General features: G+C 43.1%; 27 protein-coding genes and 1 riboswitch. Of the genes, 10 read left to right on the top strand and 17 right to left on the bottom strand.

Features of this window, described 5'->3' with window-relative positions; all coding sequences use genetic code 11:
* Positions 1-151 precede the first annotated feature (151 nt).
* From LSG31_RS14180 to LSG31_RS14165, 4 genes are all read right to left on the bottom strand, one after another.
* Positions 152-589 carry a VOC family protein gene (locus LSG31_RS14180; protein ID WP_347435745.1) on the bottom strand — a complete coding sequence of 146 codons (438 nt, stop codon included), beginning with the start codon at positions 587-589 and terminating at the stop codon, positions 152-154.
* Positions 590-974: 385 nt separating this feature from the next.
* Entirely contained in the window at positions 975-1,451 is a 477-nt protein-coding gene (locus tag LSG31_RS14175; protein WP_347435744.1) for a GNAT family N-acetyltransferase, read from the bottom strand.
* Between the two features lie 292 nt (positions 1,452-1,743).
* A complete protein-coding gene (locus tag LSG31_RS14170; RefSeq protein ID WP_347435743.1) occupies positions 1,744-2,643 on the bottom strand; it encodes a tyrosine-type recombinase/integrase in 900 nt (299 codons plus the stop codon).
* 795 nt (positions 2,644-3,438) lie between these two features.
* Entirely contained in the window at positions 3,439-4,665 is a 1,227-nt protein-coding gene (locus LSG31_RS14165; RefSeq protein WP_347435742.1) for an IS701 family transposase, read from the bottom strand.
* Between the two features lie 225 nt (positions 4,666-4,890).
* Between LSG31_RS14165 and LSG31_RS14160 the strand changes: the two genes are divergently transcribed.
* Positions 4,891-5,247: a DUF6188 family protein gene (locus LSG31_RS14160; RefSeq protein ID WP_347435741.1), complete on the top strand. Its 357-nt coding sequence runs from the start codon at positions 4,891-4,893 to the stop codon at positions 5,245-5,247.
* Between the two features lie 38 nt (positions 5,248-5,285).
* On the opposite strand, the gene LSG31_RS14155 is transcribed toward LSG31_RS14160, so the two are convergent.
* Complete coding sequence (locus LSG31_RS14155; protein ID WP_347435740.1) at positions 5,286-5,750, bottom strand: DUF2691 family protein; 465 nt, start codon at positions 5,748-5,750, stop codon at positions 5,286-5,288.
* A gap of 227 nt (positions 5,751-5,977) precedes the next feature.
* The gene (locus tag LSG31_RS14150; RefSeq protein WP_347435739.1) at positions 5,978-6,250 is read right to left on the bottom strand and encodes a hypothetical protein; all 273 of its coding nucleotides are present in this window, start codon (positions 6,248-6,250) and stop codon (positions 5,978-5,980) included.
* 573 nt (positions 6,251-6,823) lie between these two features.
* Between LSG31_RS14150 and LSG31_RS14145 the strand changes: the two genes are divergently transcribed.
* The 3 genes from LSG31_RS14145 to LSG31_RS14135 all read left to right on the top strand — a co-directional run bounded on the left by LSG31_RS14145 (position 6,824) and on the right by LSG31_RS14135 (position 8,458).
* Entirely contained in the window at positions 6,824-7,315 is a 492-nt protein-coding gene (locus LSG31_RS14145; RefSeq protein ID WP_347435738.1) for a hypothetical protein, read from the top strand.
* A gap of 555 nt (positions 7,316-7,870) precedes the next feature.
* Complete coding sequence (locus LSG31_RS14140) at positions 7,871-8,017, top strand: hypothetical protein (protein ID WP_347435737.1); 147 nt, start codon at positions 7,871-7,873, stop codon at positions 8,015-8,017.
* A 120-nt stretch (positions 8,018-8,137) separates the two neighbouring features.
* Positions 8,138-8,458 carry a CopG family antitoxin gene (locus LSG31_RS14135; RefSeq protein WP_347435736.1) on the top strand — a complete coding sequence of 107 codons (321 nt, stop codon included), beginning with the start codon at positions 8,138-8,140 and terminating at the stop codon, positions 8,456-8,458.
* Between the two features lie 746 nt (positions 8,459-9,204).
* On the opposite strand, the gene LSG31_RS14130 is transcribed toward LSG31_RS14135, so the two are convergent.
* On the bottom strand, positions 9,205-9,330 hold the full coding sequence (locus tag LSG31_RS14130) for a hypothetical protein (protein ID WP_347435735.1): 126 nt from the start codon (positions 9,328-9,330) through the stop codon (positions 9,205-9,207).
* 97 nt (positions 9,331-9,427) lie between these two features.
* Entirely contained in the window at positions 9,428-9,712 is a 285-nt protein-coding gene (locus LSG31_RS14125; RefSeq protein WP_347435734.1) for a hypothetical protein, read from the bottom strand.
* 382 nt (positions 9,713-10,094) lie between these two features.
* On the opposite strand from LSG31_RS14125, the gene LSG31_RS14120 reads away from it, so the two are divergent.
* The 3 genes from LSG31_RS14120 to LSG31_RS14110 all read left to right on the top strand — a co-directional run bounded on the left by LSG31_RS14120 (position 10,095) and on the right by LSG31_RS14110 (position 11,753).
* Positions 10,095-10,280 (top strand): hypothetical protein, encoded by a 186-nt coding sequence (locus tag LSG31_RS14120; RefSeq protein WP_347435733.1) that lies wholly within the window; start codon positions 10,095-10,097, stop codon positions 10,278-10,280.
* A 258-nt stretch (positions 10,281-10,538) separates the two neighbouring features.
* Positions 10,539-10,748 carry a hypothetical protein gene (locus LSG31_RS14115; RefSeq protein ID WP_347435732.1) on the top strand — a complete coding sequence of 70 codons (210 nt, stop codon included), beginning with the start codon at positions 10,539-10,541 and terminating at the stop codon, positions 10,746-10,748.
* Between the two features lie 42 nt (positions 10,749-10,790).
* The gene (locus LSG31_RS14110; protein ID WP_347435731.1) at positions 10,791-11,753 is read left to right on the top strand and encodes a metal-dependent hydrolase; all 963 of its coding nucleotides are present in this window, start codon (positions 10,791-10,793) and stop codon (positions 11,751-11,753) included.
* On the opposite strand, the gene LSG31_RS14105 is transcribed toward LSG31_RS14110, so the two are convergent.
* Positions 11,750-12,592 (bottom strand): patatin-like phospholipase family protein, encoded by an 843-nt coding sequence (locus LSG31_RS14105; protein WP_347435730.1) that lies wholly within the window; start codon positions 12,590-12,592, stop codon positions 11,750-11,752. The two genes, LSG31_RS14110 and LSG31_RS14105, sit on opposite strands and share 4 nt — an antisense overlap.
* Positions 12,593-12,995: 403 nt before the next feature.
* A riboswitch (cyclic di-GMP riboswitch) is annotated at positions 12,996-13,082 on the top strand.
* Positions 13,083-13,154: 72 nt separating this feature from the next.
* Here LSG31_RS14105 and LSG31_RS14100 point away from each other — a divergent pair.
* Together LSG31_RS14100 and LSG31_RS14095 are read left to right on the top strand one after the other, a co-directional pair.
* Positions 13,155-13,391 (top strand): hypothetical protein, encoded by a 237-nt coding sequence (locus LSG31_RS14100; protein WP_347435729.1) that lies wholly within the window; start codon positions 13,155-13,157, stop codon positions 13,389-13,391.
* 241 nt (positions 13,392-13,632) lie between these two features.
* Positions 13,633-14,496: a selenium metabolism-associated LysR family transcriptional regulator gene (locus LSG31_RS14095; protein ID WP_347435728.1), complete on the top strand. Its 864-nt coding sequence runs from the start codon at positions 13,633-13,635 to the stop codon at positions 14,494-14,496.
* Here the strand turns inward: LSG31_RS14095 and LSG31_RS14090 are convergent.
* Genes LSG31_RS14090 through LSG31_RS14075 form a run of 4 tightly spaced genes read right to left on the bottom strand, consistent with a single transcriptional unit; the run spans position 14,456 to position 20,180 of the window.
* A complete protein-coding gene (locus LSG31_RS14090) occupies positions 14,456-16,765 on the bottom strand; it encodes a molybdopterin-containing oxidoreductase family protein (RefSeq protein ID WP_347435727.1) in 2,310 nt (769 codons plus the stop codon). The genes LSG31_RS14095 and LSG31_RS14090 overlap by 41 nt on opposite strands.
* A gap of 4 nt (positions 16,766-16,769) precedes the next feature.
* Positions 16,770-17,369, bottom strand: a complete 600-nt coding sequence (locus LSG31_RS14085; RefSeq protein ID WP_347435726.1) for a 4Fe-4S dicluster domain-containing protein — start codon at positions 17,367-17,369, stop codon at positions 16,770-16,772.
* On the bottom strand, positions 17,366-19,357 hold the full coding sequence (modA, locus tag LSG31_RS14080) for a molybdate ABC transporter substrate-binding protein (protein ID WP_347435725.1): 1,992 nt from the start codon (positions 19,355-19,357) through the stop codon (positions 17,366-17,368). Before modA ends, LSG31_RS14085 begins: the two co-directional genes overlap by 4 nt.
* Positions 19,323-20,180: an ABC transporter permease gene (locus LSG31_RS14075; protein WP_347435724.1), complete on the bottom strand. Its 858-nt coding sequence runs from the start codon at positions 20,178-20,180 to the stop codon at positions 19,323-19,325. The genes modA and LSG31_RS14075 overlap by 35 nt, the downstream gene beginning before the upstream one ends.
* A gap of 245 nt (positions 20,181-20,425) precedes the next feature.
* Here LSG31_RS14075 and LSG31_RS14070 point away from each other — a divergent pair, with 245 nt between their 5' ends.
* Positions 20,426-21,223, top strand: coding sequence for a glycoside hydrolase family 191 protein (locus tag LSG31_RS14070; protein WP_347435723.1), 798 nt, complete (start codon positions 20,426-20,428; stop codon positions 21,221-21,223).
* Here LSG31_RS14070 and LSG31_RS14065 read toward each other — a convergent pair.
* The 4 genes from LSG31_RS14065 to LSG31_RS14050 are packed head-to-tail and all read right to left on the bottom strand — an operon-like array spanning position 21,220 to position 25,692.
* Positions 21,220-23,100, bottom strand: coding sequence for an HD-GYP domain-containing protein (locus LSG31_RS14065; RefSeq protein ID WP_347435722.1), 1,881 nt, complete (start codon positions 23,098-23,100; stop codon positions 21,220-21,222). The genes LSG31_RS14070 and LSG31_RS14065 overlap by 4 nt on opposite strands.
* A 48-nt stretch (positions 23,101-23,148) precedes the next feature.
* Positions 23,149-23,511 (bottom strand): DUF2304 domain-containing protein, encoded by a 363-nt coding sequence (locus LSG31_RS14060; protein WP_347435721.1) that lies wholly within the window; start codon positions 23,509-23,511, stop codon positions 23,149-23,151.
* The gene (locus LSG31_RS14055; RefSeq protein WP_347435720.1) at positions 23,504-24,235 is read right to left on the bottom strand and encodes a glycosyltransferase family 2 protein; all 732 of its coding nucleotides are present in this window, start codon (positions 24,233-24,235) and stop codon (positions 23,504-23,506) included. Before LSG31_RS14055 ends, LSG31_RS14060 begins: the two co-directional genes overlap by 8 nt.
* Entirely contained in the window at positions 24,232-25,692 is a 1,461-nt protein-coding gene (locus LSG31_RS14050) for a lipid II flippase MurJ (RefSeq protein ID WP_347435719.1), read from the bottom strand. The genes LSG31_RS14055 and LSG31_RS14050 overlap by 4 nt, the downstream gene beginning before the upstream one ends.
* Positions 25,693-25,695 lie beyond the last annotated feature (3 nt).

The raw sequence follows: 25,695 nt of genomic DNA, 5'->3' as shown, positions 1-25,695 counted from the left end.
GATAAAAACGGTTATATGAACTATTTATCCCGTTTGTTCAACAAGGAGAAAGAACGACTGCCCATAAGAAAGACAACCGTCCAGTCTGAGGATAACAGTGTGATTAAGACAAGCGAAAGTGTTTCTCAATATGAGTCAGCATATCGTCTTCTTATTTGATTTGCTCCGCCAACTCCAAAATAATTCCCTCTGGTCCACGAACGTAGCATAACTTATAACTTTCTTCATATTGCTGTATCTCACTAAAGATTTCCGTGCCTTTCTTTTTCAATTTGGCAACAATGGCTTCAATATCTTCAACAGCAAATGCAATATGTCGGATACCCAGCGTATTTGCAAAGGGTTTCTGAATATCTTGTTCATCTGACGGCGTATAAAATTTGACTAGCTCTATCCATGCCTGACCATCTGGCGTTCGCAATCCTACACATGCTGTTTTAACGTCAGTAAGCCCAACTAGCTGACCCAACCACTCTCCTTCCATTTCCCATTCCCCTTGTACTTCAAGTCCCAAATCGAGAAAAAACGCTTTAGCTGCTGAAAGGTCATTTACGTTTACACTCACATGATCTATTCGATGGATCTTCATGTCCCATACCTCCTTGTGATCAAGTGCTCTTCACTTGCTGATTCGCTTGAAAAACGGTTCGTAAGCTCGTTAAATTTCACGATAGTCAACCCGAAAAACAAACATTTGTTCAGTACCTAATTTAGCACATATTCCCACTTTGACCTACACGACTTACAACACTTGTTAAGTAGGAATTTCAATTGCTGAAATTCTCTGAACGAAATTTCTCATCGAGTAACTCCTGATTTTATTGGTAAGTATCAAATTCAATAAATAATCGGAACATTCCTTATTAAGTTCTTATTGAATATAACTTCCAAATACTTCAATAACAAAAGAAAAGAACAGCTTTATCAGTAGTTCCTTAAATATTGACTCCCGTTAGAACAATAGCAAAATGCAACTATCGCAACAATTCTTTCACAAATAAAACTCGATCTTGTCCTTTTCCATCATAATCAACGGTAACTGGTACACCATCAACCTCGCTTGTTCCTTTAACAATTTGGAATCCAATTCGTGTGTGAAAAGCGATTGAAGTTTTGTTCACTGGTGATGTGACGCAACGAACTATTTTACATCCCTTCTCTTGAACTTTATCGAAGAACATCTGGTATAGATATTTTGCAATTCCATCTTTCCTATGATCTGGATGAACACCAATAAAGTGAATATACGATTCAGTCGGATATGTTTGCGACACAAATCCGATTAAGAAGCCAATTATTACATTGTCTTGTTCAGCTATAAAGCTTGTTTCTTGAAAATGTTGAAAAAATGATTTTGGCAACATGTCAGCCATATGCCGACCACCCCACCAATCATCGATTACGATTATCACTGGAATGTAGTCGGATTCAAGTACATGCCGAAAATTCATATTTAAAGTCTCCTATCTAATATATAAACTAATATTACCATAATTCATTGGTAACTTTATTTTGCATTACTGCCCGGTACTTCAACAGAGCCAAACAACGACTGATCGTCACCCATTCAAATAATGACTATCCATTCGTAAAAGTATACTATTACAATCAGATTTTACACCTGTCCTGAAGCCGCATTATTCCGTTCCTTATGTTGTTCGTAAAGATTGATTTTAAATTTGCGAATGTTCGTTAAATTTATAGATATTTACGCATATAAAGAAACAGCCCTTTTTTAGGCTGTCAAATTCGTTCCAGTGCGTCCAATTGTTCTTTATACGATGGGTCAACGTAAATAGCTGTTGTTTGTATCGACTCATGACGTGCCAATCGTCTAATGACTTCAATCGGTGTTCCTGCGTTCGCCAAGTTCTTGCAGAAAGAATGACGGAATCGGTGTGGCGTGATGTTTTCCATGTTTGCTAATTTTGCATATTTATCTAGCATTACCTGAATACCACGGGAACCCAGTTTTTCACTACGTTCTGAGACGAATACGAATGGTGAATCTGTGTGAATGGGATTAGTCAGTGTTTCTCGATATTTTAACCAGTTGCGAACGTTCTTCGAGTGCTTGTTGTGCAACGTCACGATGGCGTACTTGTCTTTTTTTCCTTCCCGAATCGTAATTTCCACATTTCCATTCACTTTGATGTCATCCAGCTTCAGTTCCTCAACTTCTGCCACACGTAATCCTGCGTATAACATCAGGTCAATGATGGTAAGGTTTCGCAGCCGTTTAAACTCGTTTTTCTCTAATTCAACATAGCTGATGAAACGTTCTTGTTCCGTTCTGGTCAGCCATTTTGTTGAACTGTCGGTTTGCACGGTTGGAATCCGTTGCAGTTTGATTCTGGTCATCGGGTTATCCGTAATGGTTCCGTTGTCAGCCAAAAACGCAAAGAACGTCTTCAGTGATGCCGTGGACTTATTGATGGTCGCCTGTTTACGATTCAGAACGTGCTTCATGTGATTTATGTATTCCTTCACGTCAATCGGCTTTACTTCAGTTAGATGTTGATGCCCCATTGTACCTGAATACCATTCTAGAAATTGGGAAACAGTCGTTTTGTACGCTTGGATTGTTTTCTCGTCTTTGCCTTCAGTATGTAACCAGTTAAGAAATTTTTCTAGATGTGACATGATGAATCGCCCCTCTTAGATGTGTTCTACGAACAATAAAAATCGTGTATTCAGTGTGTTCTGCGAATAATATAGCATGTTTTTGGTATTGATACAACATAGAATTTTAATTCTACGAATAATAACACAGGTGAAGAAGTTACCTAAAAAGCAAAGTAGTCTACCAATCACTCTTGAACAGAAGGTTGATAAAATATAAGAGAGGACAGCAATACATATCTCACAGCGGCGAACTCAACGGGCAGGGTTCGCATTTTTTCGTTGCTGATCGTATTGTAAATGAAGATGTTGCCGCTGTAATCAATTTTAAAATGTATTACAGGAGTAGGGGTAGCCACGGGTCAGTAAGAGGAGGGGCATGTTCGTATTGGTATACGCCTAGATCAACGCACACATTCACGTCAATTTTCCGAATCTCTATACCATCAACGTCAGCAGTAATCCCATAGCCGCAATTCATACTGCACAGGGATGCCACCCTATGATGTGCAGAAACGTTTATTTGAAATGGAAAATCACTCATAAAAATTTTTTTGCGGTTCTGGTAACTTCAGGGTTTGTACCATTTGTTTACCAGCGGTTACTAGTCACCTCAATGCCACCCACCATTTTTTGGAGAATGACCCACCCAAATGGTGATAAACAGTTACACCTTTATCGTGATAAAATTAAATACAACATCACACTATGAGGTGGCTCGATCTTGGACATTAAGTTAAGTGACTTGAGTCTTGCATTTTGGGCCGATTAGGCCGAAAAATGGGCACACGTATAGTGTGTTCGTAAAAACAGCAATTAGGCACTTAGTTTCAATTCGTCTAACACTTCGAAAAGAGGTCGTTGAGCTAGGGCTTGTTGATAGACGTAGGTAACGATTTGTCCGAAATATTCCTTTCGAATTCGACGTACTACGTCCCCTAACGTCATTGGATCCTGCTCAGTGGACCATTCGTTTCGTTGTAATTCAAGAAAATTGTAGACCAAGAATTGAATTGCCCAATAACGCTGAATGGCATAAAACGATTGCAATTGATATTGGTCAAAGCCTAGCATCTCCTTAAAATATCGATATCCGGTTTCAATATTCCAGCGCACTTGATAATACCGAAGGATGGTTTCGAGATCCAACGTTTGATCTGTGCAAAGGATACAAAACGGTGTTTTGCTTGAATCGAATTCCTTTTCCCAGGAGAGCAAGACTTTAACATTTTCAACGTCTGCCAGCGGGCCTTCATATTCATATACCCAGTACATGTTCTGATTCCCCACGGTAACAGAGTGGAGATCGGACTGGTGAATATAATTCGTTGCAAATTCAGCAATCTGAATTCGAATGCCCGCAGGGCGGATTTTGCGATTGGTTTTAACGGCAGCAATAATGTGAAACCCTTTTGCATTACATGCATCTATGATTTTCTTGCTGGTATACCAACTATCCATTAGAACATAAACCAACTCATCATCAGATGCTTCATAGCTTTGAATGAGTTCCAGAGCCAAATCATTTTTGCTCTTGAATGGAATTTGGTTGACATTACAGTATCCCTCACGAAAGTAGGGTCGGAAATCCCATGCGAAGGAATACCCTTCGCTAACAAGATGGGCGGTAACTAAACAATGGGACCACACACCTTTCCCTTCATCATGGGAAAAATGAAAATCAAGTGCTTCAATATGTTTGGTAGAAACATCTTTTTTACAGCTCGTATCATCGATGATCAAGAATACGATGGATCGGGTATCTCCCTTTTTAGAATGCTTACGCCTGATCTTTTCCAACAAAAACTGCATACGGCGTTTTTGCATTCGGTTTACACACCAAGGTGAGTGTTTCAAGAATTTCGTCATGCAACTGAGATGACGATAGGAATTCGTAGAGCTTCGAATTTGTGTAATGGTTTTACGCCCTTCACACAAAATAATTCCTTGCATGATGTGAAGGAGATGGTTCCGTTGTGGCGCTGTAAATTGCAATTGCATTGCCAAAATAAACTTGACGATAGCAGAATACAAAGTTACCATGAAAGTGGACATCTCCTCTTTTGGGATTATTTGTGTGGTAACTTATAATTTCCGCAAAAGATGACAGGTGTCCTTTATTATTTTTTCAATGCGACAAAGGTTCTAAAGATTTGACAGGCTTCGCCAAATTTCTACAGCAAAATTTTTGCAAGACTCAAGTTAAGTGATATTGATTTCCAGATTTTTATTAACCAGAAAGTAGAGGAAATCGACACGGAATCAGAGTTGCCGAATATTTCGTTTGAAAACGGCAGTCTATACATTCAAAGTTTTTGGAGACTTAGAGATAAAGAAAAAATCATTGTTGGTTGCCAACAACGTAAAACTGGTCGTTCAACATATGAAAAGGATGCATTTGAAGAAATGAAACGTAATTTGATTGGTAAATCAATCACCAACGTTTTTCATATGGAACTTAGCTCGGACTTGATTGTTGAGTTCGATAACGTGTTATATTTGGATGTATATAGTGATAGTTCGCAATACGAAAGTTGGCAACTAAGTGGATCAAATGGATTTCTTCTAGTTGCGTGTCCTGGTGGAGGATATGCATTTTGGGAACCACTTGGTGAGAAAAACTAAAAAGTATCCCACGAACGGATGACTTACTTAATATCTTGTTACCAAACATCCATACATGTACGTCCGTCATTTTCACCAGCAATCAATTCGACCCTTTTAAAACCTTTTCTACGAGCGATTTCTGCAACAGTGTTTGTTAAATCGGTATCCTTGAAGTAAAATTCAAAATAATATCCATCAACAACTAAGAGAATAATTTGAGCGTCTGAGGATTGAAATTCTTCATACGATTCAATATCTACGTTTCCTTTATAATCTCTTGGGAAAGTCACGAATTTTCCAAAGATTATGACTTCAAGATCCACGATTTCCTTCGTTAAATCAGTTCCCAGAACGTGCCCATTAAGGGAACTGTTAATACGGAGATCAGTACCTAAGTATGCATCGATATCCTTAACCCACCAATTGTAAGATACGAATGAAATAGTTGATACTAGTGTTTTGAAAACGCCGTCCCAATTATTTGCTTTTATAAGTACTCCACGCAATTGTTCATCTTTCATTTTGAGTTACCACCACTTACCATCAGATTGCTTACGCTCATTCAACTACCGATTCTGCGTTGCTTTTGTAACACCTGTTATTTCTAGCAGTATACCGTAAGCAGATGTTAATACCCTATTAACGAGTTTTGATCTTTGTTTAGCGGTGACAAACTGCATCATATAGAATGTTCTTAAAACAGTCTCATATACGATGGTTTTTTACGATGGTTTTTGAAATTAGCATTTTATTGGACTGTGATATTGCCTTTGCCTATACCTAACATAACGAGAACACTGAAAACAAATAATAGTAAACCAAGTAAAAACATAACATTTTTTTGAAACACCCATAGTTGAAAAGAACCGAATGGATTTTTAAACATTTCACGAATAAGCCATCTTTTGAAAGGTTTTTCACCACCGGAATGTTTATAAAAACGATAGTCCAAGAAAAAAAGAAAAACACTGACAAGCATTATTACCAATCCACCAAGAAGACCTTTAATATCAGCACGCATTTTAATTAGTCCCTTTCAATGGTTTTCGGAACTTACTTGAATAACGATTTGTTTTAATAGCTTTTAACTACACCTAACATACTGAGTATTGATAAGACAAAAAGTAGTAGTCCCAACAAAAAGCAACCAATCATTGAAAAGACTCCTATGCTCAATGACTCAATAACAAACCATATAAAATTATGAGCAAACGATCGGTTTTTATTTTTAGCACGAAGGTCTCTATACGTTAGGTAACTCACACAAAGGAAGAGACCGCCGAAAAGCATCATTCCTAACCCAATCAATAAGCCTTTCATATCAGAACTCATTTCGTCCGTCCTCTCAATATCCTAATGACGCAATTTTAACATCCAATACAGGGGATGCCACTGTCCAATAACAGGAAGGACGTCTTTGTATACGTCATACGCATCGTGATTGTCGAACACGGTTAGGACAATATTGTCGTCACGACATTTTTGTCTGGTCACTATTGGGGGGAATCGTCAATACGAGGGCGAACGTTAGGCGGATACGTTAAATTTTATTGGTTACAATAACTTCCAATGATTATAATATTGGAGGTCAATCATGAAGGGCAGATTTATAATTCCTGTTGTAATAGCACTTACATTGATGACAATTGCGACTGTTACAACACCAGTTTATGGAGCTGAGCAAAACTCATCGATTAAACAAGACAATTTATACCAAGACTTCATGTTTGACCTTATACGATTCGATATAATCAAGACTATACGGAGAGAATACAATGCTGGAAATGAATCGGGATTTGGTTATAAAACCAATCGATGGTGGATAAGGATTGTTGACAGTCACTTTGAAATGGTAAGCCCAAAGCCGTTTGAAAACTATCGCAAGGTCTTTATAGTAAGCCTTAAAATACAACCTTCATACGAAAAAAACAACAAGGTTGTCAATTTGAACCATTATGACATAATCACATTTAAGGTCTATCCCGAATTGTTACGAACAGATGGAGCAAACAAAGGGATAGAACTGATGAAATATGAGAAAAAGGTTGAATTAGTCGGCAATCGAACTGATGTCACCCATGAATAACAGCAAGGCACGTCTAAACCCGAACGTTCCAGATCAAATGGTCATCGGTGTCCATTAGGTCAAAATTGTCTCGTTCCTATATATTATCTTGATCTTTATATCTTTTAAAAGAATATATAGCGTAAGGACATTCATGGACATTAGAGGGATTCGACCAGAACATCTTCTACGTTCTATACGATTTAATTGGTTGTGCCACTGCCCGTGTCCCGTAGCCGCCACTTTGCAAGAGCAACCTCATGTTTATTTCGCTATACGCCTAGTTGGATACACATATTCACGTCATACCTCGAAACCCCCGACTGGGCGTCATTGATCGCATAGTGATGCCCCCCTATGTTCAAGAAGACAATGATTCAAAAATTGAAAAATGCAAAAAATTTTCTGCGGCGAAATTCGAAACTGTGTGGTTCCAATGTGGTTGTGGTACATTTTAAGGCGAAATCTTTAGATATATTGTTTTTTTGGAATCTCTACGTATAACTATTGCCTTTTCGACATAACATGTTTACGATTATAAATACAAATGTAAATACTATGTCGGAGGACAAACCCTTGTTTATATGGGATTCATGGAATCAAGAACACATCGCCAGACATGATGTTGAATCATACGAAGCAGAGGAAGCCATGACCGATCCCGACCGAGTTAAAGTCAATACACATGGAGTTGGGGAAGGAAAACGAGGGCTTAATTGGTAAAACCGAGGACGATCGTTGTCTGGTTGTGATTTATACGAGGCGTGAAGAAGGGTTCTATGTTATTACTGCACGGGATGCAGAAGATGATGAAAAGAAAAGGTACAGAAGGAGGAACAAGTAATGGCGGAAGATAAAAAGCTGTTGACCGATGTGAGCCAAGTTCCAAAAAATATGACAGACGAAGAGGAAGCTGAATTTTGGGCAACACATAAAATGACGGAAGAATTTTTACTGCAAGCGGTGGTTGATGAAGATGAAAATGACGAAGATTTGCCACCGAAAAGAACGGAAGCCAAGACGGTTACGATAAGAATGGACTTAGACACGATTGAACGCTTGCAAAAATTGGCTGAAATAAGGCACAAAGGGTATCAAACGCTGCTGAAACAGTTTGTAATCGAACGTTTGTACGAAGAAGAAAAACGTAGTGGCGTCATATAAGTGGCATCAGATTTAAAATTTGGGTGACTCGTAATGAGCCGCCTTTTTTAATACGTTGCATTGTATCCTATGCTCTTGGCATACCATTTCTTGTTAGTTGGGTATACGTCGGATAATGATGGATATATCTGCATGGAACGGGAAGACGATACAAAAACGTGTAATTACTAACCAGCAGAACAATTGCTTTTCGAAGTTCCAAATCATGTTGTACTTGATGAGGAGTTTTATAAGGGTGTTCTGAACGTACCAACTGATGAACACATTCGCACATTGCTAGGTATTTCGTAGGTATTTCGGAACTTGACTAATAACGAATGAAGCAGACGTTTTCTAAACTTTGTTTTAGTCGGCTGTCTCGTTGGGCAGTCGGCTATACAACAATAATGGGTTGATAACTGTAGATAGAATATTATAAAATTAGATTTATTCAAACGGTCAGGCTCAATTTCAAACGCTTTGACACAGACCGCTACAGCGGTTCAACAGTAAAAGTGGCATAAACGCAGTCGTGGCGTGGGCTGACGGCAATTTGAACGATTTAGCGGTCTTGAAAACCGCCGTGTCTTCACGGGCACCGTGGGTTCGAATCCCACCCTCTCCGCCATAAAACGTTGATACAACGCGGTTTGTTGGATAATCCAGCAAGACGCGTTTTTTATTTAATTAGAATTGCAGATCAATTGCTAATCTTTATTCTACTAAAGAGCTTTTCGCTTTGTTTTTAATTTACTACGATTTCTTCATCAGTAATTTGGGCATGCACCTGCCAACGCCACCAATGCCACAAACAAGACGGTAAGGAAGAACAGAACAAAGATAATCAAAAATGCTATACCCCATGGTGAATAATTACTCAAGACTCCGTTCATGCGATTTTCCTCCCCAAAAGTTGATGCCCATTTAACAAAAAAGAGTATGATGAATCCCTCGTTGAAAAGTGGATAGAGTCACCGGAAAAAAATTTGGTTACGGGGATGTTTTTGATACTGGATTCTCGTTACTTTGCTCCGATGCTTTTTTATTCTTAAGAACCTTTAAAGCAGCTACGAGAGCGATCGATGAACCAGTTACGAAAATGAATTCCCCAATAAGAAATATAATGTTTTGAAGAACAGAAAGCTGTTCTGGTGATAATTGCTTTCTCTTTGGCTGCTTCTTTCTTGTTGAGCTGCTCATTGTTAGATCCTTCCATCCGCCCGCATTTTGTACTCCAACTTCCGCAAACACTGATACATCCGCTCGATTCCTCATAAACCTAAACCCTGTATCCACGCCCCATTGTCCATAATGAACTGTGGCCGTTCTTTGGCTCGCTTACGAATCTGTCCAAAGCTCTTCGAGACCACTTAACCCGCTCTGCCGAAAAAATCGCTTTATCCACTGTTCTTTTAGTTATGTCCAAACCTCCGACCCGAATGTGATAGCTTTACTTATTATATTCTAAAGATTACGGGATAGATCCCGTAAAATGTCATGTAAAACACCGTCGTACTGCTACGGATTCGTAAAAAGTAGACTGCATAACGGCACTGAGAATTTTTTCTTGGTGCCGTTTTTATTTTACTCTTTCAAAAGAAATTCTAATTTTCCAAGTATACAATGTAAGGAAATAAAATGAAAAGGAGGAGTCATTATGCAAATTTCAAGCACAGGCACACACCAGTTGCAACAGTTGTATTCGCAACTGAGCAGCCAATCCGTGCAACAACAAGCAAATCCATCACAGACAACCGCATCCAAGGATCATGATGGGGATGTGGACCGCCCGGGCAGCCCCGATGTTGACGGCAAAGGAAAACGCGTAGATCTTCGGGCATAATGGCACTTCTATCTTTTACAGAATTCCCATTGCCGTGTAATAGAGTTGTAATATGGAACATATAGAATACCTATATAACCACTCGACCCTCTTTATTATATAGGAATTGGACATGCTGTTTCTCACTGCCAGAAAAAGTGCTGCTGATCGCTAAAACGATGGTGGCGCTTTTTCATTTCATCAAAATTTTTATCAAAATCTTCATATTCCCCTTACAATTGCATTCATACTTTCTCTGTACATTGGAAATAGGAACGTTTGGCGGAGGCTACAAACAAATTAAATCAAATCATGGAACAAATGATTCTCCATAAACCGGGACAATGGTTTTATTGGTTTAACGTTCATGAACGTTGGGAGCCCAGCATTTCCAATTTCTTTGATGTGTATTCTGAACACCCCAATGTTTCAACTGTTTTTCCAGCGGCAGAACGAATTGCCGCTTCACAATACGAATATTTTCACTAGCAGTCCGATTCAATCGAGTCCATGACAGCAGGAGGAATTCAAATGGATACAGCAAGTCATGTCTTATTTGGATGTACAATCGCCGGTCTGGCGTATGTAGACCCACAAGTTTCTCATAATCCTATACTTGCACAAGCAGTCTTGTTCAGTACTGTTATTGGTTCCAATTTGCCAGATGTGGATTCGTTGGTCCGGTTAAAAGGGTACTCTTCCTATATTCGTCACCATCGCGGCATTACACATTCCATTCCCGCACTTTTGATTTGCCCGCTTCTTGTAACATGGCTGGCATCCATGATCTATCACTTGACGGAATTTTGGTATGTACTGTATGGTTGGACGTTCCTTTCCGTTGTCTTTCATGTGTTTCTTGATATGTTGAATACGTACGGAGTTCAGTGCTATTATCCTTTTACAAAAAAATGGATACATTATGATATTCTTGCGATTTTCGAACCTTTTCTCTTTTTCCTGCATACTGCCGGATTGATCGGATGGATTTTCTATCATTTAACGCCAAATCTTGTATTTCTATGTGTGTATCTCGGAACGATCGGGTATATCGGTATTCGAACGCTTCAGCACAATCGATTGGCGCGAAATCTTCAAGAATATTTCGAGGAGCCTGGTATTTGTCATGTACTGCCGACATTTCACTGGTTTCGTTGGCAATATGTATTTGAATCGGATTCCCATTTCAAAACAGGTACTATCTATTTCAGAACGATCACTCACGAGACGAATTATCCGATTGAAGACACCAATCCTGTCATACAGGCTACTTTACGAATTGACGGTGTCCGGGCATTTTTAGGATTTGCGCAAATGATCCATGTCACCTGTAAAGAGCATCAGGACGGGTATGAAGTGTGCTGGAGCGATGTTCGATTTTGGTACAATCGAAAGCTCCCGTTTGGTGTGGATGTGCGCCTCGATAAAAATTTAAATGTCTTGCATCATTCCTTCGGTTGGAGAAAAAAAGCATGGGATCCGCCTTTTGTTTAATTTGCGATGATTTCTTTAATTTCTTTCATCTGTTGCCGGGCGCATTCGTATCCTGCTTCCATGCATGTTTGCATTTTGGTAAAATCTAATAAACCAATGGAATGAAGTTCTGGCCGCAAAACGAGATCTGCGTCTCGCATAAGTTGTTTTTCTTGTACAAATAGGTTGATGCTGATCGTCCTCATCAAAATGGACAAGAGTGAAGAAAACGGCTTTGATGTAGGTTCTGCGAATATGAGATCGACCGCAATGACTTTATCCGCCCCCATGGATTTTGCCGTGGCAATCGGACAGTTGTTCATAAGTCCGCCGTCCACCAGCACTCTTTCTTTATAAATGACGGGCTTAAACAAAACCGGTATTGAAAAACTGGCCTGAACCGCATCTGCCAGTGCAATATCGGAAATCGTGTCTTCCTCGCGACAATTCGCAAGCGATTGTGCGGTAAAAATCACTTGCCGGGCTTGTTTCAAATCAACGCCCAATAAAGCGATCGGCATTTTTACATCGGCAATCTTCGCTCCGTTCGTCAGTTCTGCAATGAGATTTCTTAATTTCTTGCCTTTTACAAGACCAAGCACTTGCGTATTGCGATTGATCAGCTTTTTTAGAAATGTCGAACTATCATAGTCCAAATAGCGCTTCGAGATTTTGGGGACAATTTGCATCATCTCTTTTGGCGAATATCCATATGCATATAAAGCTGCTACAATGGCACCGGCGCTGCATCCGGCTATACAATCAATTTGTATGCCAGCCTCTTCCAATGCAGATAAAACACCTATATGGGCACTGCCAACAATACCTCCGCCACCAAGCGCCAATCCGATTCGTGCCATCGCATATTCCTTCCTGCCGCCAGCCATTTGCCTGTGATTTTATATGTGAATGCACCCTTCAGCAAGAAGCCGTAGCGAATCGGACGAGCATGCATCCAACCCTGCATTTGAATGCAAAGGAATTCTTCTTGCTGTGTTTCCTCTAAAAGTGCGTGTTCAAAAAGTGGTTAAGTAAGACACAAGGAGTGCAAAGCCGAAGCACGAAAAGGCGACGGAGTGTACGTGTTTGGTACATGAGTAAGCCTTTTTGGGATTCGGCAAAGCAATCCGCCGTGGAGTTTTGGCCACTTTTTGAACATCCTCTAAAACAATATTGTTTTGTAAATATTTATACATTATACTAATAGTAACTTTATTCTACATATTATGCTAATTTATGCTAAATTTCGACAGAATATAAAATCATCGATAAAGGCAAAGCCAGGGGAAACCCGGTGACGCAAAGCTACAGGGACTAAATCGAATTTCGATATGTCAGCCAGCCGCCGAAATGGTTAGGAAAGTAAAGCACTATGCCTAAGCCATAGTGCTTTTTTCTTACTTTAAATCGGGGGAATCGTTCATGAATAGAATGAGTGCCAAACGAAAACCAATTGCTGAAGAATGGTACATTGTTCAATGGACCCAGTGTAGTTCTCTAAAACTAGGGATTTTTCGCGCCTGCTCACTTGCGGAAATTGAACATCGGATCGGCCATATGGTAAATCCGGTAACGGTTCGGGCGACAAAAGAGGACGCATTAAAGTATGCTGAGGAACTGATCCATTCCTTCATGCAAATTGAATCGATTGATACGTAAGTGGCTTGCCCATCATATATTGATTTACATATTTATTCACTTACATCCCCCGCTTTCTTCCAGCATTTTTTGCCTGGCATGGTGCAGAATCTGCCCGCTTCACCAATGAAATTTTATCGGCATTCATTTCTAACTTTAGACCCCCAATACTTGCCGTTCAATGAATCATGATTTGGCTATCTGAATTGCACCAATATGCGGTATGATGATTCTATATGGATGAATGGGCGGGGGATATTCTTTGGACATTAAGTATCTGGAAACGTTTCTCAAAGTTTGCGATCTCGGAAGTTTCACTGCTGCAGCAGATGCGTTGAACATGAGTCAGCCTGGCGTAAGCAAGCAAATACAGCGCCTGCAGGCCGACCTCGGCGTAACGCTGCTGCGCCGGGAGGAAAATGGGATCAAGCTGACAGAAGCCGGCCGTAAAGTATACGCAAGCGGCAAGACCATCCTGGCGGAATGGAATGCACTGTCGGACTCATGCCGCAACATGGGCGACACCCTCTCAGGCCTTTTGCGCATCGGTGCCAGCACCATTCCGGCAAAACATCTGCTGCCAAATGTCATAACGAATTTCCACACAACGTATCCGCTTGTGGAGCTATCCGTCTACGTGGCCGATTCCAAACAGGTACTGGAACAGTTGTATCGCGGCTCTGTCGAGATCGCCTGTGTTGGTGCAAAACCGGAACATCCGGACGTTTACAGTCTTCAGTTGGCATCCGATCGATTGGTCGTGATCGCCAATCGTCACAAATCGCCAGACCGCAACTGGACAGATGACCCGTTTATCCTCCGGGAAACGGGATCCGGCACGCGCATCGCCTCGGAGCAAGCGCTGTCCAGCATGGGTGTGATGCTGGACAAGGTCAAATGTGCGGCTGAGGTCAGTGACACCGGGTTGATGATCCGGCTTGTGGAGGCTGGCATGGGGCTTGCGATCGTCTCCAATCTCGATGTGGACAGTGCCGTTCAGGAAGGGCGCTTATCTGTCATTCATGAATTTCCATATCAACGGCACTTCTATTTGGCTTGCATGCGCGACGCGTCCCATCATGCTGTCATACAAGCGTTTCTTCAAGCTGCAAAGACTCAATTCTGACAACCGTATCGTTCCACGCTTGCCCGCCGCCGATCGGGTCCATATTCGCTTCGATCAAAATGTTCGGGTTGAAACCTCTTCCACGGGCGGTGCGGCCGTATTTCCAGTGTCCGAAACTCGCCGAAATAGCCAGCGCGCGCGGATGAATGCATTCCGTTACATGTGCGGTGACGTGTAGACTTGCGGTTGCTGTCGGGCTGTTGATCGACCCGGTTTTCAAGGTTTTCAGGCAAAACGTCTCGCCGTGTCGAATCCGAAACTTTACAGCCGTTAGCGGATGAATCCAGCACGGATTGTCGCCGACGATCTCCGTCAGCCAAATTTGATTGGCTGTGCGGGACTGTGTGTGCACATTCCATTTGAAAGTGGTCAGTATATACTCATTTTCCCCGAGAGAGGAATGTGCGCGAATCGGTACATACGATGGGTACATGTACGCTTCCTTATTTTGTTCTGAATCATTTTCCAGGTTTTCTTGTTGCAGTCTCGGCATTTTGAATTGAAACCTCTTGTCCGGGGTTGCAAATCCGCGGACAATCTTCCCGCGCCAGAGCTTTCCAACCACTTTTGCCGACGCCGTACCGTTTTCCCGCAACTGCACGAGACCGTTTTTCAATACTTCAATTCCCGGGTCGCCAATTCGATGCCCTGTCTCCTGCAGATATGGACGAAAGTGCCGCGGCTGATTTTCATCGACCCATACACCCGTTTTTTTCAATTCATCCAGTCCGCCCGGCACAGCTTTCGCCCACTCACGGATGAATTCCTCCGCGTTCTCATATGGAAAAAACCGAGCCATTTCCTCGTCAACAGCTTTTCCGATCGCGATCAGAATATCCCGGATATCCTTGCATTCGCCGGGAGGATTGACAACAGGCTGGCGCAGTCCGACATACGGGCGAAAATCGTAGGAATTGCGGGCATCCAAATCCCACTTTTCGAGAAACGTAGCATCTGGCAACACAATATCCGCCACTTCGACAGTTTCACTGGGAAACGCGTCAATGGCAACGTGAAACGGGACAATCTCCTCGTCCAGGAGCACGTCGCGGACAAATGTAGGTCCTTCCGGCCAACTCATCGGCGCATTTACGTAATAGGAAATCATCGTGTCAATGTTGGCGCGGCCAAAAGCCAGATACGGATAAATCGTACTGGAAACGGCGCGTGGATATAACTCGTTTACCAGCGGAAACTCTGATGGATGGGAAAGTTCCGTTTTGCTTTTTGGTTTCGGTGGCAAGGGGCTTGGCTGTGGCGCAGATTTGTTGACATCCCCCGGAATATATCCCCATCCTCCCCGCTCTCCAATGCTGCCGACCAACGCATTCAGACAGACAACGGCCCATTCATTGTAAAAGCCATTGCGATGTGCATGTGTTCCGCGATTGGACACTGTCGCAGCACAGGGAGCAGCAGCGGCAAATTCGTGTGCGATCCGTTCAATGGTATTCGCTGGAACTCCGCTTTCCCGTTCCGCCCATTCCGGTGTGTAACGCAGATAATGTGCACGCCATTCCTCCAGCGGTGCATTTGTCCAGTCATGAATGAATGCCGTATTCTGTAAATCGTCGCGCAGGATCACATGGCCGATCGCCAGCGCCACAAGGCCGTCTGTCCCCGGGAAAATGGGGATCCATTCATCCGACTGGGCGGCAGTATTGGACAGGCGCACATCAAATGTGACCATACGGGCGCCATGACGCTTCGCCTCGGCAAAGCGCTGGAGCATGCCTACATGACCTTGGTGTGCTTCATAAAAATTGCTGCCGAAATTGAGAATATAGCGAGATTCTGCAAAATCGGCTGTGTCCCAATCGGTATCGCCGATACTCGCTCGAATTGCCATGCGTTTATTCAGGGAACAAAGTCCGCGATGTCCCAACTTATTGGGCGTGCCAAAAGCGTCGGCAAAGCGATCGAGAAAGCCGTTGGTCCGATCCCGTCCATATTGCAGCATGAGCTCCGTTTGCCGGCCTTCTGCCCGCAAACGCCGAAGCCGCGCGGAAATTTCAGCAATCGCTGCATCCCACGAGATTCGCTCCCACTGCCCGCTGCCTCTTTGGCCTACACGCCGCAGCGGATAGAGCAGCCGATCCGGATCTTCCACCATATTGATCGCCGCTTGCCCTTTTGCACAAAGTTTCCCCCGCGAGTTCGGATCGTGAGGATTGCCTTCCAACTTTAAAATGCGCCCGTTTTCCACTTTTGCAATCATTCCGCATACTGTGCTGCAGTTTAAACACATCGTCGGAATACGTTCCGCCATTGTATCATCTCCCTGCATTTGTCCGCTGCAATTTCGCGGCAGTTTTTTCATCCAATCCTTTATACCAGATGTGCGGCCGCGTCCCATTGAGTTCCCACTGTCCGGCATATTCGCCCGCTGCCAGTTTTGCCTGAATCTCGGGACTCGTGTCAAAGCCAAAATGCAATGCATCTGTCGGACATGTAGCCACACAGGCAGGGTCATCCCCATCTGCGAGTCGATCCTGGCAAAAATCACATTTATGTGCTTGCCCATCCTGGTCATCAAAATAGATGGCACCATACGGACAGGCGGATACACAATCCCCGCTGCCAATACAGATTTCCTCCTGAATTCTGACGATTCCGTCCTCCATCCGCTCGATAGCTTCAACCGGGCAGGCAGGAATACACGGCGCATCCTCGCAATGCTGGCACAGTGTCGGCACAAATCGCCGATTCACAGCGGGAAATTGCCCATGCTCCACGACCTGCACGCGTGTCCGAAACTGTCCCAAAGGTGCCCGATGCTCTGCTTTGCAAGCGACCTGACAGGCGTGGCAACCACTGCAGCTATCGAGATCGATAAGCATGACGCGCTGTCCATTTGGCTGATCGGCTGTCATTTTGCAGAACCTCCTGACGAAAGCGGATCATATCCGAATTGGCGGAAGACCCCTTGACCCTCCGGCGAACGCATCAAAGCCAGGAAATCCTTTGCCAACTGTGGGTATTGCGAGTTTTTTGGTATACCCACATAGTTCGTTGCAATCACGTTGTATGGCTTGGGAATCGAAATGATGCGCAGCCGACTTGTAAATTCCGGTGTTACGTCAGTCACATACACGATGCCTGCATCTCCTTCCCCTAACGCTACTTTCTCCAAAATCTGTTTTACATTTGTCTCCATCGAAACCACATGTCCCATCGCCGCCGCAGAAAATCCGGCACCGTATGTTTCATTTCCGTTCTTAAAGATCTGCCGCGTGTATTGGCCAATCGGTACACTTGGAACGCCGATAATCAGTTTGAGCGGCTTCGTTCCAAGATCTTGCAAGGAATGAATGCCTGCCGGGTTGGCTTTTGGCACGACGATTACTTCATGATCCCGCGAAACGGGGTAAAATTGTTTGACAAGGCCTTCTTTGACAAGTTCATCCGCATGTGACCGATTCGCCGACAGAAAGATATCGTCAGGCGCTCCCTGTTCCAATTGTGTCTGCAGCACTTGCGTACCTGCATAGCTCGGCTGCACGGAAATGCCGGGGTGTTGTTTCGCAAACATCTGAATCAAGGTATTAAATGGATCTGTCGCGTTTGCAGCGACGAACGCCGTCAGTTTCTGATTCTTGCCATTCACAGCTTTTGCCACATTCGATCCAGTTGCTTGATGTGACGAGCGATACATTTGAAAACCGGAAATCGTACCTGCAGCCAAGATCATCCCGAAGACAGCAACAATCGGTGTGCCAAACCAGCGCCATTTTGACTTTGGCCGCCAAAGCATGGGCGATAGGTTTCCCGCAGCATCCGCCCTGCTCCCTTTCTTTTGCCGGAACGATTTTTCGCTCTTTTGCGTATGTCTTATTTCTGCTGCGGCAATTTCACGGGGCAAATCAACGACATAGCGGCGGATATTCGCCTCGTCGACTTGGACAAATACCTCATCGCCGATTTGATAGTCCATCACTTGTCCTTCATCGATTGTCAAATCGGCAATCAATGGCACACCACCATTGATGGAAAAGCGAATAAATCCGCCAAGAACCGCCTTATCGTCGATTTTGCCAGACCACTCATATTGAGAGTTTCGCAATGTCCGGGAGATCGTGACATGCCAAGGATCAAATGAAATCTGCCGGAGCCGTTCTACTCCACGATCGATGGCGCCACTTCCTTCCGTGACCAGATTTGTGCCGGTAAATTGGGCGACAAAGCGATTGGCAGGCATGCGGTTGATGTCTTGCGGCATCCCTTTCTGGACGACCAATCCCCGATCCATAACGGCAATCTCATCCCCCAGCACACGAGCATCCTCATAGTCATGTGTCACAACGATACAGGGGATGGACAACGTGTCAAGCAAACTTTTCAGTTCTGTACGTACATGCCCCCGTGTCGATACATCCAGGGCAGAAAGCGGCTCATCCAACAGCAACAGTTGCGGGCGTGTCACAAGTGCACGGGCCAATGCCACCCGCTGCTCTTGACCGCCTGACAACACTCCGGGCTTTTCATCCGCAAGTGGAGTCAGCTGCATCAGCTCCAGCATCTCGTTTACCCTTGCTGCTTGCTCCGCCTGTGGCAGATATTGAATCCCGTAAGCAATGTTATCTGCTACACTCAGGTGCGGAAACAATGCATAGTTCTGAAACACATAACCGATCTTTCGCCTTTCCACCGGTATATTCACATTTGTTCCGTTTTCAAACAGCACCGCGCCATCCAGCTTTATGTACCCTTGTTCCGGATTTGCGAGACCTGCCAACATCTGCAATGTGGTGGTCTTTCCACAGCCTGAGTGTCCGATCAGAACAAGGGTTTTTCTTTGCAGTTCGATCTGAATGTCGAGCGTAAAATCACGCAACTGTTTTTTTAATTTGCAGGACAGCATCGTTCTGCCTCACCTCTTTTCGCATGATTCGATTGGACTGCTGCGTTCTGCCGATCAGGAATACCGACAGCAACAATACGAATGAAACGATGAGCAAGAGCGCTGACATGGCAATTGCCGCGTTCATGTTGGATTGCATGGCAGTATAGATGGCAAGCGGCAGGGTCTGAGTCTTGCCTGGCAGGTTTCCGGCAAACATCATGGTCGCGCCGAACTCCCCCAGAGCCCTGCCCCAACTGAGTGCCACACCAGACAACAGCCCCGGTGAAGCGATCGGCAGCGTGACCCGGCAGAATGTATTCCATTTGGACACGCCCAGTGTTCGGGAAACGGCGACGAGTTGGTCATTGATCGCCTCAAATGCCTGCATGCCGGCACTGATGTAAAATGGAATGCTGATAAACACTTGCGCCAGCACAACCGCTGCTGTATTAAACGAAAGGGAAAGACCAAGGATTGTAAGCGTATGGCCAAGCAGCCCCATGCGGCCGAATACGAGCAGCAAACCGACACCGGCGACAGCAGGCGGACTTACAATCGGCATTTGCACAGCCACGCGCAACAGATTCCGCCCGCGAAACTGTGATTTTGAGAGCCAATACGCAATCGGCGTACCCAGTAAAACGGTAAGGAATAAGGTGACAACCGTTGTCTCCATACTTAATTGCAAAGCCTGATAGGATGCGGCAGTATTCAAATCTATCAGCAACTGCCCAGGCGACATAGAAACAAAGACAGATAGCAGCGGCATAAACAAAAAAGCCAAACCAAGCGCGATAAGAAGCGCCAGGATCATGCGTCCCAAGTGCCCCCGCAAATTCATACTCAATCACTCCCGCTCATGATAATAACTATAAGTTATAGTATACATTATTTTTCGGAATAATGAAGGGAGTTTATATTTTCTATTGATTTTCAATTCTTGACGAGCTTCCCATGCATGTTGTATTCATGATATAGACCCTTTGTATTTTATACATTGCCAAAATGGTCATTCGCTGCGACACTTTTTCAGGTCTATTGAATCAATCAACAATTAAAATACATCCGTATTAAGGGGCAAACCACGTGTATCGAAACATTTTCCATCATCTCTTACCGAAAAAAAACAAGGGGCCTCTTGGAAATGTAAACAGTTTCATCATCTATTATCATGCTATTGAGCAGACCATTCTCACCAAATTGACCGCATATGATTTAATCATCCTTGAACCCCGGCAGATCAGCAAAACACAAGTTCATGAGCTGCGGCAGGCCAAACCGGAGCAGCCGTTCCTGTTTGGTTATGTATCCATCATGCAAACACCCCATTGGAATGAAATGCGCAGAAATTCCGTGAAAAAAAATGACTATTTTTTAGAGCATGGAGCTCCTCGTTTTTTCCCACAATGGGGATCTTATTTGATGGATTTGCGCAGTGAAAACTATCGCAAAATTTTAATAGAAGAGATTCACCAGCAAATCGCCAGTAAACATCTGAGCGGTATTTTTCTCGACACGGTTGATGATATCGATCACTCCGTCATGGAACACAATGTGCGCCAAGAAATGGGGCTTGCTTATAAAGAATTCTTAACCGAAATGATCCGAACATTCCCCAATCTGCTGCTGATCCAAAACCGGGGATTTGATCAACTCGATGAAGTAGGATCGTTTTTGCATGGGATTTTATGGGAAGATTGGAACGGAAAACAGATCGCGGATGAATGGGTGATATATCAATTGACTCGCATGAAGAATCTACAAAAACAGGGCATACAGATTTTTTGCGTTTCTGAAGAAAACCGGCCGATTCATAAAAAGACCGCTCGAAGCTTGGGATTTATTCATCTTGTTGCTTCAAGCGGCTACAATACTCTGGATTAATTCGCTTTTTCTATCGGTGTTGCATAGCGTGAGGCAACTTCACTTTTGACAAAACAGGTTTCACAGGATTTGCCATGTGCTTCACAATTGTTATTCGGGAATTCCCAACAATTTTTTGTCGTTTGTTGAAACGCAGGACATGTCGAACAGATGGCGGATGGAACACAGCACATCTCCCAACAGGGGCCAAGTGAACGGTTTGCCGCGTGGGGATGGGATCCTTTGCTTTGGAACCAATGAATGAAAGCATCGACTACTTTCGGATCCAGTTGGGTTCCCGCAGCTGCTTGCAAAAGAGCCAAAGACCGTTCAAAGGATAACGGAGCTCTATATCTCCTCCCGTTAATTTTCGCCAAAAACGTTTGGACAACTGCAATGATTCGGGAACCGATCGGAATCTGTTCACCGGATATCCCGAATGGATACCCGTTGCCATCCATCCGCTCGTGATGATAGCGGATCAGATTCGCAACCGTTGTATCTCCTGTCATCATCTCGACCACATTCGCCCCGACTTCTGCGTGCAGTTTCATGATTTCATACTCTTCTTCATTATAGGTTCCGTCTTTTAAATACAGTTCTTCCGATAATCCAATCACACCGATATTGCTTAGATACGCCGCTAATGCAATCGTTTCAATCTCCTTTGCAGGGATTCCCAATTCTTGCGCAATCACGATGGAGAAGCGGCTCATCATGTCCGAATAGCCAACTGTATAAGGATTCAGATTATCAATCGTTTGCATCAATCGTTTCATTAATGAAATATAAAACTGTGTATTCGATTGCAATTGGATTTGATTTTTTATCATAAAAGGAATGCCATATGCCATTGACCGTATCGCTGTGATTTTCTGATGATCATCCAAATCCCCTGGGTTCCGTTCTTGATTCAAAAAGGCAAACAGCACTTGCACTTCTTTTGCATACATCTTCACAAGCAACCATGTGCTTGTCTCATTCGCCATTAGCTCCAGTGCCATTTCCCCATATTGGGGATGATTCCGGTGAATTTGAATCGGTTCCACGTGTTGGGCCGTATTCCAAAGTTTCACCAAAAATTGCGGATTTTTTCTCAGTTTCCGCTCCAATTCAACCGGAAGTCTTGTTGTTTCCATGATCGACAGGCGATTTTCTTGTTTTGACAGGATGAATCCGCCAGCCAGATTCAATGTGCTCCTCGTCATGCTGAATGTTTTCAAAATCAATGCTTGTGTATTGAGAGCCATTGTTGAAATGAAATGCAGTGCGTTTCCGGATGTTGACACAATCTCGGTTTGAGTTTTTAAATTCTCTGTTTCTACCAGAACGGAAAGCAATTCGGAAGTAGTGGTATATAAATACTCAAGCTTCAATCGCTTGGAACGGGAAAGTTTGGAAATGGGCCCCAAGCGTACCAGACCTGCTCCTCCTTTTATGGGTATGGATACTAATGGCACTTCGCCGTCTTTAATAAATGAAAGTTGTTTGGTTAGCGCATCTTTCGGCAATCGTAAAGGTGGTTGATACACTTCTTTCGCATAGGGTATCAAACCGCTGTATGAAGGCCCGACCTGTCCTTGTGCACTTGTTTGATTGCGAACCGCTTTTAGAACAAAGTGATCATTTTTGTCATCAAACATGTAAAAAGCCGAAACGGGTGTTTCAATAATTTTCCTGCTTTCTTCAAGAAGAGTTTGCAAATAATTTTCGATTCCGGCAGCCGGTTGAAATTGCTTCAGCAGAAATAGCGTTTGTTGCAACTGCAATTTGTAGGTTCTGCCATGCAAATATTGTATTACGAGAATGAGAAGAAGAAGGAAAAGACACGCGAGAACGGCAGAAATCATCCACTCCAGATGTATTGCGTTTGCGGCCCAATTTGAAAAAACAGTCATGATGTCCCCCTTTCTGCTGCTATCAGGAAATAGCAATCCGTCACATGATTAGGACTGTTCATTGTTTATATTCCGGCTTTCTCTGGCAGGTTTCAAGAGAGCCACATATTGTGTAAGATTTTTTAGTTTTTCATTCAGAATAGAAATTTGGGTCGATTGGTATAGTACTAAAAGTAATAAAGTCATATTGGAAAACAGGTACAACAAAGATGGCGGATAGCTGATTCCAAACTTTTCAGCCAATTCATTTAAAATTTCCGGATTCGCTGCAAACACCAATATGCAAATCGCTGCCAACAACCACGCAATGGAATTCCGTTCATTAATTCGTTTTTTTAACAACAAAGAAACGATAGACAAGGAAAATAGAATTCCACAACAAAATATGAACACTTTTAAAACACTATTCATAAATGCTCACCCGCTTACTTACTTTATAACGGATCAGAAAGACAAGCAAACTTAACAAGACCTTAACCATATAGAAAATCGGTCGGAGTCCCTTATGCATACTCGTTCCTGCTGCCCGTTCCCGCATATGGACAGGAACTTCCTTGATTTTAAAATTTTTCAAGAGTATTTGAATTAAAAGATCCGCATCCGGAAAATCACTTGGAAAATGTTCAAAACTTGCCAGATACTGGACCACTGGCCGAGACATGCCGCGAAGTCCGGAAGTAGGATCCAAGATTTCTTTTTTTGTTAACGAATAAATTAATTGCCGAAAAAAGTATACGGCTGCTTTTTTAAAAGGACTGCTGGGAAAAGATGTTGCGCCTTCCATATAACGAGAACCCATTACGATATCAACCGTTCCTTTGTCAAGTTCCTCCATCAGAATTGACACATCTCCGGGATTATGCTGACCGTCCGCATCAAATTGGATGACATAGGAATACTTGTTCTTGACCGCATACAAATATCCTGTTTGCAGTGCAGCTCCATATCCAAGATTGCAGGGATGCGTCAAAACAGTAACAGGGAACATACCTGCCGTCTCCTCCGTATGATCCGTTGAACCATCATTTACTACTACGATGTCGACAGGGAGCTTTGTTGCAAGGATGTCTTCCAGCACATTTCCGATATTTAATTCTTCATTATAAGCGGGGATTAAAAGCAAGAACGGTTTCATCCACTCACCTGCCCATGCAAAATCGATTGGTTTTTCTTTTCCAGATACATAAAGTACATCCACATACATATGACATTAATGAAGGATGCTGTTGCCGCTCCATATCCAAAAGTAGCGGTTTTGAAGTAACTTTTCCAATGAAAATCAAAATATATATTGATGCATGATGTAAAAATAAAAATTCCCGTTGGTATCATCATTTGTCGAATCGCAATAAAAAAGCGCAACAGCAGTGCAGAAATGGATTGTCCAAGAATGGATAAGGAATATCCTTTCAATACGGCGGATGTTGCCAGTAAAGATGAATCGTTGAATGCGCCGTGTTCAAATAATAGTTCCAATATCGGTTTTCGAAACAAAAAAATTCCTAAGGAAATCGGTACTGCAATGACTGCCAATTCCCGTATTCCTTTATAAAAAATGTTGCGAAATTCCTTTTCATCCCTTGCAACTTGTGCTTTCGCCAGTTTAGGCAAGAGAATGGTTGTAATCGCTGAAACAAACACCCAATTCGGAAACTGGGAAATCCGAAACGCATACTGCAATGCTGCAATTGTCCCTGCAGGCATAGTGGCAGCGATATGCCGCTCCACGCCATATACGGCTTGCATGCTAAGCAGGATCAAAACATACGGCACAAATACTTGATAGATGGAATTGATATCATTCCGCGAGCGCATTGAAATTTCCTTCTGCCGATTCCCTTCCATTTGGTTACATTCTGCGCCATCTATCCTTTTTTGTCTACCATTTACACGTTGTAATAAAAGCCCATTTCTTTTTCTTCTATCATAAAAGTAAATACGATAGAGAAGCAGAAACAACATGGCCAGCGCTGCAACGAGCACTCCAGCGGCAGTTACGATTCCTCCTGTTTCCCGACTGATTTTGACAATGACTAATACCAGTACCACAATCAAGAAAATTCCATTAAATAGTACGGGCGCACATGCAGGTGCGTAAAATTCTTCTTTCGCTTGCAAAATAGCGGTAAAAATCGCTACGAGCGAAAAAATCGTCAATGTTGGCAACAATAGCAAAACGAAAGATTGCAACATGGCAGCAGATGAGGCGGGTATTTCACTCCCCAACCAATGATAGATCCTGTGTCTGAACAAGATAATTATAAAAGAAATGGTTGCACTTACAACAACGCTTTGCAGCAGGATTTTTCGAATCAAGTTTTCCAATCGAAACGAGTGGCCGCTTGCTGCAAGAGTTGAAAAAATCGGGACACATGCAACTACAAGGGCAGAACCTACTACATTATTGCCGATGGTATCCGGCAGAAAAAACGCGATCGTGAAAAGATCTGCAGTACTGGATGTGCCATAATACGCTGCAAACACCATATCTTTTAAAAATGCGACAATGGCCAATAATGCGTTGATTAGCGTCAGTTCACCTACGTGTTTTGAAAAAAGAATTTTTTTGAATTTTATTTTTCTTTCATACATATG

The sequence above is a fragment of the Fodinisporobacter ferrooxydans genome (assembly GCF_022818495.1).
GTDB lineage: Bacteria > Bacillota > Bacilli > Tumebacillales > MYW30-H2 > Fodinisporobacter > Fodinisporobacter ferrooxydans.
Note: the sequence above shows the minus strand (reverse complement) of the source record. Positions and strands in the feature narration are given on the sequence as shown.

What these genes read in the sequence shown, in the direction of transcription:
- LSG31_RS14155 (WP_347435740.1), bottom strand. Translation starts at nt 5,750, where the DNA reads ATGAAAGATGAACAATTGCGTGGAGTACTTATAAAAGCAAATAATTGG.
- modA (WP_347435725.1), bottom strand. Translation starts at nt 19,357, where the DNA reads ATGCTGTCCTGCAAATTAAAAAAACAGTTGCGTGATTTTACGCTCGAC.
- LSG31_RS14130 (WP_347435735.1), bottom strand. Translation starts at nt 9,330, where the DNA reads ATGAACGGAGTCTTGAGTAATTATTCACCATGGGGTATAGCATTTTTG.
- LSG31_RS14060 (WP_347435721.1), bottom strand. Translation starts at nt 23,511, where the DNA reads ATGAATAGTGTTTTAAAAGTGTTCATATTTTGTTGTGGAATTCTATTT.
- LSG31_RS14150 (WP_347435739.1), bottom strand. Translation starts at nt 6,250, where the DNA reads ATGCGTGCTGATATTAAAGGTCTTCTTGGTGGATTGGTAATAATGCTT.
- LSG31_RS14105 (WP_347435730.1), bottom strand. Translation starts at nt 12,592, where the DNA reads ATGGCACGAATCGGATTGGCGCTTGGTGGCGGAGGTATTGTTGGCAGT.
- LSG31_RS14165 (WP_347435742.1), bottom strand. Translation starts at nt 4,665, where the DNA reads ATGGTAACTTTGTATTCTGCTATCGTCAAGTTTATTTTGGCAATGCAA.
- LSG31_RS14065 (WP_347435722.1), bottom strand. Translation starts at nt 23,100, where the DNA reads ATGACTGTTTTTTCAAATTGGGCCGCAAACGCAATACATCTGGAGTGG.
- LSG31_RS14050 (WP_347435719.1), bottom strand. Translation starts at nt 25,692, where the DNA reads ATGTATGAAAGAAAAATAAAATTCAAAAAAATTCTTTTTTCAAAACAC.
- LSG31_RS14125 (WP_347435734.1), bottom strand. Translation starts at nt 9,712, where the DNA reads ATGAGGAATCGAGCGGATGTATCAGTGTTTGCGGAAGTTGGAGTACAA.
- LSG31_RS14090 (WP_347435727.1), bottom strand. Translation starts at nt 16,765, where the DNA reads ATGGCGGAACGTATTCCGACGATGTGTTTAAACTGCAGCACAGTATGC.
- LSG31_RS14175 (WP_347435744.1), bottom strand. Translation starts at nt 1,451, where the DNA reads ATGAATTTTCGGCATGTACTTGAATCCGACTACATTCCAGTGATAATC.
- LSG31_RS14145 (WP_347435738.1), top strand. Translation starts at nt 6,824, where the DNA reads ATGAAGGGCAGATTTATAATTCCTGTTGTAATAGCACTTACATTGATG.
- LSG31_RS14055 (WP_347435720.1), bottom strand. Translation starts at nt 24,235, where the DNA reads ATGAAACCGTTCTTGCTTTTAATCCCCGCTTATAATGAAGAATTAAAT.
- LSG31_RS14100 (WP_347435729.1), top strand. Translation starts at nt 13,155, where the DNA reads ATGAATAGAATGAGTGCCAAACGAAAACCAATTGCTGAAGAATGGTAC.
- LSG31_RS14110 (WP_347435731.1), top strand. Translation starts at nt 10,791, where the DNA reads ATGGATACAGCAAGTCATGTCTTATTTGGATGTACAATCGCCGGTCTG.
- LSG31_RS14180 (WP_347435745.1), bottom strand. Translation starts at nt 589, where the DNA reads ATGAAGATCCATCGAATAGATCATGTGAGTGTAAACGTAAATGACCTT.
- LSG31_RS14085 (WP_347435726.1), bottom strand. Translation starts at nt 17,369, where the DNA reads ATGACAGCCGATCAGCCAAATGGACAGCGCGTCATGCTTATCGATCTC.
- LSG31_RS14170 (WP_347435743.1), bottom strand. Translation starts at nt 2,643, where the DNA reads ATGTCACATCTAGAAAAATTTCTTAACTGGTTACATACTGAAGGCAAA.
- LSG31_RS14120 (WP_347435733.1), top strand. Translation starts at nt 10,095, where the DNA reads ATGCAAATTTCAAGCACAGGCACACACCAGTTGCAACAGTTGTATTCG.
- LSG31_RS14135 (WP_347435736.1), top strand. Translation starts at nt 8,138, where the DNA reads ATGGCGGAAGATAAAAAGCTGTTGACCGATGTGAGCCAAGTTCCAAAA.
- LSG31_RS14075 (WP_347435724.1), bottom strand. Translation starts at nt 20,180, where the DNA reads ATGAATTTGCGGGGGCACTTGGGACGCATGATCCTGGCGCTTCTTATC.